Source organism: Microcoleus sp. T3_A4 (genome assembly GCF_036700465.1).
Taxonomy (GTDB): domain Bacteria; phylum Cyanobacteriota; class Cyanobacteriia; order Cyanobacteriales; family Microcoleaceae; genus Microcoleus.
Map to the genome: position 1 here is coordinate 1 of NZ_JAUBOY010000095.1, position 9,523 is coordinate 9,523.

3 protein-coding genes are annotated in these 9,523 nt (G+C 41.8%); 1 reads left to right on the forward strand and 2 read right to left on the reverse strand.

The genetic code is table 11. The features are described from left to right. Nucleotides 1-153: 153 nt before the first annotated feature. Entirely contained in the window at nucleotides 154-5,466 is a 5,313-nt protein-coding gene (locus QUA07_RS29165) for an AAA family ATPase (protein ID WP_333332545.1), read from the reverse strand. Between the two features lie 102 nt (nucleotides 5,467-5,568). Beyond that, a complete protein-coding gene (locus tag QUA07_RS29170) occupies nucleotides 5,569-7,638 on the reverse strand; it encodes a carotenoid oxygenase family protein (protein ID WP_333332548.1) in 2,070 nt (689 codons plus the stop codon). A 578-nt stretch (nucleotides 7,639-8,216) separates the two neighbouring features. Between QUA07_RS29170 and surE the strand changes: the two genes are divergently transcribed. Beyond that, entirely contained in the window at nucleotides 8,217-8,894 is a 678-nt protein-coding gene (gene surE / locus QUA07_RS29175) for a 5'/3'-nucleotidase SurE (protein WP_333332551.1), read from the forward strand. Nucleotides 8,895-9,523: the final 629 nt, after the last annotated feature.

Here is a 9,523-nt window from a genome sequence, read left to right on the forward strand (position 1 = left end):
TCAATCGAATAAGGTTTCATTTTTTTAGCTTATATACTAAATAAACTGTATCATATATACATGGAATCTGCTGTATATACAAGTCCGGTGCAACCGGACTTGATATGACCAATTACTAATTACCAATTCCCAATTCCCAATTCCCAACTTGCGTTATTTCTGTTTTAGGACTACCAACGTAATGTCGTCAAAAACTTTATATTTGTCAATATGTTGGCCCAGATGATCAATTACTGCTTGTCGAATTTCTTTAGCGGTTTTGTGGCGATTTTCTTTTGTGACTTGGCACAATCTTTCTATCCCGTAATACACTTTATTTATATTTACAGCTTCGGTAATTCCATCTGTGTAAAGAACTACTACATCCCCTGGATTAAGATGCACTTCAACTTGGGAAACAAAATGAGCAATATCTTCCTCTAATCCCAGAGGAAAGCCAAGTTCCATTGTATCGATCAGTTCGATGTTACCATCAGTACGGACTACGATAACTTCTTCATGTTGACCGCTGAGGCTGAAGTTACTATCTTGATAATCTAACAAAGCCAAGGTCATGTTTCTAGACGAGTCGATGCGCTCGATATTGGCATAAAGGGTGCGGTTTAACACATCAAGAAACTTCACCGGATCGGTTTCGTTCATTTGTTGGAGAGTGCGGACGGCGGTTTGCGCCATAATCATTAATACGCCACTTTCTAAACCATGTCCCGTAACATCGCCGATGGTAATTTTCACCTTATCATTTTGGGTGAGTACGTCGTAGTAGTCGCCACCCACTTCATCGGCAGGTTCCATATATCCAGCTATTTCTAATCCTTGAATTTTATCTAGTTCTGATTGTTTGGGCAAAATCATTTGTTGCAGTCGTTTGGTGACTTCCAACTCAGCACTGAGGCGGATGTTTTCGGCTTTAAGTTTGTTGTTGAGGGAGCTAATTTCTTGGTTTGCTTGGGCCAGTTGGGCGGTGCGTTGTTGCACCTTTTCTTCTAAAGTTTGATAGAGGCGGGCATTTTCGATGGAGATCGCAGCTTGGGCGGAAATGATGTTGAGGACTTCTAGGCGATCGCGCGTAAAAGCCCCCGCTGTTAAATTATTTTCTAGGTATAAGATGCCTACCAACTTACCTTGATTAATCAGGGGGCTACACAAGATAGATTTAGGTCGCTGCTGAATAATATACGGGTCAGAGGCAAACCTAGTTTCAGTGGTTGCATCATCGATCGCAAGAGTTTCTTGGGTGCGTTCTACATAATTAACCAGCGAGATAGGAATCACTTGATTTTCAGTCCCTGACTTGGATATTAATTCACATCGTTCACCCGTACATTGAGCTTCAATTTTCCACTTACCTGCTGGGTCAGGTATGATGAAATAAAATTTTTCTGCTCCAGCGTTTTCCAGCAAGACTTGCATCAAATTCGAGAGCAATTCATCCAGATGAACTTTACCTGAGAGCGCTTGGGAGGCTTTGATAATTGTTGATAGATCCAGCTCGTTTGCAGCACCTGAACTGGTAGAAGTGACAGTGGTTCTGGTCTGAACAATCGTTTCGTCTCTTCCACTCGTCAGGCTCTTTTTCCTACCGACGACTGGTGCGAGTAATTCAGCATGGCGCTCTTCTAAATCTTTAACTTTTGCCTTGGCTCCCCAGCGAATATAAGCATAGTAAGCGTCTATCATGTAGGTACGCGCTACTTTCTGACGACCTAAAGTTAAATAAAATTCTGCTGCTAGTTCATTGGCGAGGGCTTCGTGCTGGACGTATCCATTTTGCTTGGCTCCATCTATCGCCAGGTCGTAATATTCCATTGCTGAGAAAGATTGCCCCAATACGCGGGCTTTTTCTGCTTCTACTAAGTCATACTTATGTTGGTAATTAGCTGGGCAATGGAAGGCCCAATATTTCATTTTTTGTTGATTTTCTTCTACTTGTTTTAGATATTGTTGCTGTTTAACATTGTTCTCATTATCTTCACGATATTGCGTGTTTGCATACTGAGCAACTAAAGCAAGCGAATAGTAAAAAATATGTTCCGTAAACAGAATTATATTCCGAACAAAATGTGAATATTTGGCTGCTAATTCAGCATTTTCTAAACAGCCAGAGTAATCTTTAAAAAAATAGCACAAACGAGATTTAAAAAAATATATGTACAACAAATATATTACATTGTTTTCTTTAATAAATAGTTGCAAACTTTCTCTTTCGTTAAAAGTATTGCCCATTAATTCGCATTTATTTTCAGCCCCTTCCCTAATATTAGATACAGCTTGACCAAATATTTTCAACAAGTTTAACTGGTATTCCTGTTTAAACATATTGACAAAATCAATATATTGCTCCAACCTCTCAGCCACAAAATCAAGATGTTCACCAACAAAAAACAAGTGGGCGCAGTAGAAGTCAGCCGTATGACAAGCAAATTCTATATCGCCAACTTCTAGACCGTCTTGAATTGCCTGACGCAAGGGTTCTATAGTATTCCTAGTATGTTGCTTCCAATGTTGGATAGTAATGCAATATGTGAGCAATGCTTTACAGCGAAACTCTTTGGCATTCAGCTTATCTAATACATTCAAGGCTAGTTGACCGAGCTGATAACCAAAATCTATGTCTGGAATTTGCCAAGTTACGATTCCACCATAGTTACAGTAGGCATAAATAGCTGGTCTAGAATTTCCATATTGACTGGAAAGCTCGATCATAGTATACAGAATTGGTAGAGATAGCTTGGCATCTCCAAAACAAGCAGGAGGCCATATGAGAGTTAAAATCTGCATAGCCGCCAGCTTGTAGGGATCGGTCATGTCAGGTAGGTTTGCTAACTCCTCAATATTGAGTTCTTGCGGGGGTGATTGACTCAGGGTCACTCCCAGCATTTCCAGAACTTGCAGTCCGGTATCTAAAGCAGATTGAATCTGGTTTTTAGCGAGTTCAAGCTTAATTTTCAGCTCGTATAAGTTGACTTTTTCGAGGATTGTTTTGGCTTTTTGGAGAGCGCGATCGCACAAAATTTCCGCTCGTTCTAAATTAGCATTAAGATATTCGGCTTCCGCTGCTTCCAGATAGAAAGTAAATGTCAGATCGTATCGACTTTCCCAACTATCTTGACTCAGAAGTTCCAGACCTACATTCAAATAATTAACAGCGGCTTCATATGCAGTAGCTGCCTTTGCTTTCTGTCCAGCAATCAGGTTTAATTCAGCCAACTCATCTTTTTCTGACTGATTAGTTAGCAAATCTGTGCCAAAATTTAGTTGGTTAACCAGAGCAAAAATATTATCTTTTCGCTCTTGCTCTGTTGTATTATTCAGCAACAGTTGACCAATTTTCAAGTGAGTCGCTTTTTTCTCTGACTCTGGAATCAAAGAATAAGCTGCTTGCTGCACGCGGTCGTGCAAAAATTTGTAGTCAACTTTGATATCCCGTACAGATGCCAACTCTTCCTGGGCAAAGAGTAGAGGAATTTTGTAATTTTCAGACAGCGGCAGAATCAAACCCGCTTGCAGTGCTTCCCACAAATGAGCAGCCGTCGCTATGTTTGATTCTTCATTGACAATTGATAAAACTTCTAAGTTAAATTGGTTGCCGATACAAGCCGCTAATTTTAATGATTTCTGGGTTGTTTCAGGGAGTTTGCGAATATTGCGAGCAACCAGTTCAACAATATTGAAATCTGCGATACCAATTGCTTGGATTTGTTGAATATCCCACTCCCAGCGGTCTGTATCTACTTGATAAACCAGCAGATTTTCGGAGTACAGCGTTTTGAGTAGCTGCGTTAAGAAAAACGGATTGCCTTGGGTTTTATTAAAAAGTAACTCTGAAAAAACTTTTATTTCGTCTGAATTTACGCTGGCATCCAGAGTGTCGGCGATTAATTGGTTGACGCTATCCAAAGCCAGCGCCTGAATGGTGATATTATTCACCACCGTTTCAGTTTCTTGAATTTTTTCTATTGTCTGAATTAAAGGATGAACGGGACTGACTTCATTATCTCGATAAGCTCCAATCGTTAACAAATATTTGTTATCTGGGTCAGTGACTAAGAGTTGGATTAACTTTAGAGATGCCGAATCTGCCCACTGTAAATCGTCTAGGAATATGACTAGCGGGTGTTCGGGTTGACAAAAAACGCGAATAAATTGTTGAAATACCCGATTAAATCTGTTTTGGAATTCCGATGACCCCAGTTGAGGAACTTCAAGCTGTTTACCGATAATTAGTTCGACTTCGGGGATAACATCAATAATAACTTGACCGTTATTCTCTAGCGCATTTAATAAGTTTTCTTTCCAAATAGCAATCTCTTCGGAACTTTCAGTTAATAGCTGACGAACTAATTCTTGAAATGCTTGGATTAACGCCGCATAGGGAATATTGCGCTTAAACTGGTCAAACTTACCCGCAATAAAATATCCCCTAGCTGCTAGAATTGGTTTATGAACTTCATTGACGATTGAAGTTTTACCAATCCCGGAATAACCGGAAACTAACATCATCTCGGTGGCACCGAGGCTGACTCGTCCAAAGGCATCTAGAAGAATTTGGACTTCGGTTTCTCTACCATAAAGCTTCTGGGGAATGAGTAATTGGTTGCCGCGATCGCGTTGACCGATGGGAAAATTTTCAATCTTTCCAGTTGTCTGCAATTGCTGCAAACAAGTTTCCAGGTCAAATTTTAATCCCGCCGCACTTTGATATCGGTATTCCGCATTTTTGGCTAACAGTTTCATCACAATATCTGAAACCGCTTGAGGAATTTCTGCTACCTCTTTAGGTGGGACGGGTTGTTTGGCAATATGACAGTAAACCAACTCCATCGGATCGGTGGTAGTAAATGGCAACTGGTTGGTCAGTATTTCATAGAAAGTCACTCCTAAAGAATAGAAGTCGGTGCGGTAGTCAATTGCTCGATTCATCCTCCCCGTTTGTTCGGGTGACATATAAGCGAGAGTCCCTTCCAGCAAGTTGGGATTGACAATAGTTTGCTGTTCTTTGGGTAAGGCGATCGCGATGCTAAAGTCAGTTATTTTGACTTCCCTCGTTTCGGGGTTGATGATGATATTGCTAGGTTTAATATCTTTATGTATAATCCCTACTTTATGGAGTTGACCGATGGTTTCTGCTAAAGAAATTGCCAAAATTAAAAAATCTTGTAAGTGAATTTTTATGCTTTTCAATAATTGGCTAACAGATTGACCGCCAAAGTCTTCTAAGACTAAAGCAAAGCTATTCTCATAGTTAACCAGGTTATAGGGCTTAACAATTCCTGGAACGTCTAATTTTTGGGGAATGGCGTATTCTTGTCTAAAGCGAGTAATCTCTTCAATGTTCGGATATTCATCTTTAATCATCTTGAGAATAACTGGCTGGCGATCGCGCTCTCTGATTCCTCGGCAAACAACTGTTCTGTCTCCTTCATAAAGTGTCTCTGCAATTGTGTAGCCGGGGAGAATAATCATATTTTTACTTTTTTTGTTTCAATATAAAAAGACTAGAGGTCAGGATGACCTAGTTTAAAGTAGCTTTGACCTCTAACCTTGTTAAATATATTACCGTTGCTCTCAGCTCGATTTTAATTTTTTCTCAAAGTGAGGGTACACCTTTTCATCAAACAGATCCTGAATCTCCTGCGATCGCTTCTGAGCCACTAATTCCTGATAATCCTTCTTCACAGGCACGTTGTAGCTAGCTTGGCGGCGTCCAATACTGGGCAACCACGTCGTGTGCAAAGTTAACCCAAAATTGAGAGAGGAATCGCTCAGTTTCCACTGCGGCCCCTGGTTGAGATCCCAAGCCTCGAAAATCCAGATCTCGTAGGTATTGTTCAACCAAACAGTACAGGTAATGTAACCATCCGTTGAACTGTTACCATCACCGCGCGGTATAAACTGGGGCGAAAGACCGATACAACCAGGAGGAAATTCATAGGAATCGGCAATCTTCATCGATTCAGTTGAAGAAGTATCCATACGGAACAAGCTACTTGGTCTGCCTTCTTCTTGGGCAATTCTGAGCAATTCCTCTAGTGGCACTTCTCTGGACGGATAGTCTTTGAAGAAATCAACCATAAACTTACTGACTAGATCCTTCCAGAGTCCCAAAGAGATCCAGTAGATATTATCAAGCTTACCTGGCGGCATGGTGGGATAGAGATCCGAAGGAAGTCGGTCAAGATAAGCATAAAGTGCTACTCCCCAAGTACACTTGCATTCTTCGGCGTCAAGGATGAATTTCTCTGGAATAACCTTCTGTTCAACGATTTCTCCCGTTTTTCCGTTAATGACGTAGCGTCCGACGCGACTGATGTCCATCTCGCTCTGTTCCATCCCGTGTGGGCGAGGTAACTTAGGATCGCAATAAGGAGAGTCATCATAGGCACGTATCCATTCAGACACATCCCAAGCACAAGTATGTGCTGCATGGAGGGTAATCAGTTGTTCGGGATTGTCGTAATCTACGAGAAAATGGGTTATCTCTAGGGGAATTTCTACTTTTTGCACAGTCACTGTTGGCACATCTTCGTTGCGATCGCTAACTCCAGATTTTTGGCCTTTGGTTAAGCGATCGCGAGGTATGAGATAGACAGGAGTTGTTGCTAACTCCATGACATCCAGTTTTTTTCGCAACCATTCTTCTAATCTTTTGTTTTTCGGAAAAGGGTTGTTAATTATCTGCTCTATCCCTGTTCTGAAAGAGGTATCTACAATTACCACGTAATTTTGAGAGAATCCAATTTGGTGAATGCTTTGCTTAATTTTGACAGGCGAACCATCAGGCAAGACTAGCTGCCATCGCTCTAGTTCTCCTTTACCATCCCAGCGCATTAGATAGATGAAATCTTCTGGAAGCTTGAATTTTTCCAGATATGGTCTCGCTGGTGGAAAAACTTTCTTTACTTGTTTCTTTAGTTTATTTGCCGTATTAGTTACGATGCCGAGAAAAGTTTTTAATGACATCCCATAATTGACCGTGAACATTTCGCTTTTGCGAACGTCAAATACGGGGTGAGCAGTGCTAAGCACGGGTGAAAAGGGAAAATTCAGGCACTGCAATGGAAAATTTAGCTCAATTTCTCCTCGCCACTCTTTGTTCCAGCCTACAGGAGTTGCCACTTCAAGAGTTGCCGTATCAATTTCGTAATGACGACCCGCATCATAGGCAACTAGCAGGCGTTCTTGGGAGTCCTCAGCAAATTTCATTGGCAGGAAGGCAATACTTAAATCATTGCGAGAGCCAAGACACCAAGAAAACCTGATGATGCCATGATTGCGGAATTTATACTTGGCATATTTTTCACCAGGTTGGCTTGCTTCATCCGCATAGTAATCTGGTGGCCTGATAATCCGTGTAGTTAATAAAACTTCACCCTTTTGCTGGAAGTCGAATCGGTAAATCATACCGTCGCCGCTTAAGAATGAGTCTCCATTTGTAAAGGGAAGACCTCCTGATTCAATGGTTCCGACTGGTGCAATGATAAAGACATGACCCTGTAAGTCATCTGGTAAGTCTTTCTCACCCATCTTAATAATATTTAGTTTGATGTCGGTGAGTTCATCGCGTTTAGCTTTGACAAGCGATTCGGGAACTGGGGGACAGCCTGCTTTGGTATTGCTTTTAGTGGGTTCGTTCATATCACTCTCCTGAATAAAAATGTAATAATGGTAACAGTGTAGATCAGTATTTGATTTATGAATGGGAAATGAGGACTGTAACTTAGATACTATCTTTGATAAATATTTGATATCTATTCTCCCATCCCCTGCCTCAAAGCCCAATTGGAATCGACATTAACTTATTATCTGCTCTCTCGTACTTATGGTGATAACGCAAGCTAATAATTTAGCACGATCGAGAGTTTCAACGTTCAGTCTCAGATACTTAGTATCATCTGCTACTTTTAACACCTAGCCTCGGGGAGAGCCGAGGAAAAAATTATGTGATTAGATGTTGGCATTGACACTGATGTCATGAATGCTGCACTGGATCAAGCGTAACAAGTCGCTTTAGCTGTCATATCAAGGTGCGACTAGGCTAAAATCTGGCGCGCCATATTTCTGGGGCAACAGTTCAATTAATGCCATGATATAAATGTGTGGCAATGCTCATACTGACGATCGCCACCAACCAACAACCAATTTGGGCTAGAGCTACCAGAAGGTTGCCAGCCTCTGCGCTCTCAAATCGGTTCTATAAAACCGACACATTTTTAATGACGATAATTTTAACCAACGACGACGGCATTGATGCTCCGGGCATTCAAGCACTTTTGCAGGCTGTAAGCGGCAAAACAATTATGGTGGCTCCGCAGGGGCAATTGTCGGGCTGCGGGCATCAGGTGACGGCTCACAGTCCGATTCATGTCGATCGGCGATCGTCCTTTGAGTATGCTGTAGGGGGAACACCGGCCGATTGCGTGCGTATTGCTCTTCATCACGTTTGTGCGAAACCGGATTTGGTGCTTTCGGGTATTAACGCGGGTGGCAATTTGGGGGTTGACGTGTATATTTCGGGTACGGTTGCGGCTGTGCGCGAAGCAGCCATGCACGGTATTCCGGGCATCGCCATTTCCCACCGGATTAAAAGGCCGCTCGAAATAGACTGGGATGTCGCGACTCGTTGGACATCGCGAGTGTTGGCGGATTTGCTCAACCGGGAACTAAAGTCGGGGTGTTTCTGGAATGTGAATTTGCCGCATTTAGCGCCGGGAAGTGCGGAACCGGAAATTGTGTTTTGCCAGCCTTCGACGCAGCCGCTGCCAGTGGTTTACCGGATGGAGGGAGAATACTTTTATTATGCGGGAGAATATGGCTCGCGCGATCGGGCGGCGGGGACTGATGTTGACGTGTGTTTTGAGGGTAATATTGCAGTTACTGAGATATCGCTGTGATAGATTTGGGCGATCGAACTATATTTTTTTTCAACAAACTCTAAATAGACGGTCTTAAATTCGATCGGCTACCGAAGGTTTCATATTCATGGCTAAAAACAGATTTCATTATACTTTGGGTTTAACACTGCATATACCCTAGGTATAATAAACCTGTTTTCGGATTATCCCAAAATAGGATATTGTAATTTATTCAGAATTGATACTAATAAAACTTAAACAAAATTAATCGCAATTCCAAGAGTGGCAGGTATCTCTACTTGCGGCCCTCGCTGCTACCATAATTTTTTTTGTCATCCTTCGGCTTAGCAACACCATCAGGTTGTTTCTTTGGCTTTTTGACTTCTTTGTTGCTTTTTCTTTCTTTTGACATGATTCTTCCTCAATTTTGACTCAGCATAACATAGATTGACACATTTGCCTAACTGCCAGTAGAGGGGGTGCTCCTATACAGATATTACTCGCTGTTAGTTTTGTACCATCTGCAGTATATTATCCGCTAGGTTTTGAACGAATCCCCTCTACCGTTAGGCATATCGATAAATTCCTCAGAACAATACTCCGGACAGTTTTTAAGCAGCCAGAGTACCATAAGACAAGACTGAAGGAAGGTTAGGGTGATTTAAAAT

What these genes read in the sequence shown, in the direction of transcription:
- QUA07_RS29170 (WP_333332548.1), bottom strand. Translation starts at nt 7,638, where the DNA reads ATGAACGAACCCACTAAAAGCAATACCAAAGCAGGCTGTCCCCCAGTT.
- QUA07_RS29165 (WP_333332545.1), bottom strand. Translation starts at nt 5,466, where the DNA reads ATGATTATTCTCCCCGGCTACACAATTGCAGAGACACTTTATGAAGGA.
- surE (WP_333332551.1), top strand. Translation starts at nt 8,217, where the DNA reads ATGACGATAATTTTAACCAACGACGACGGCATTGATGCTCCGGGCATT.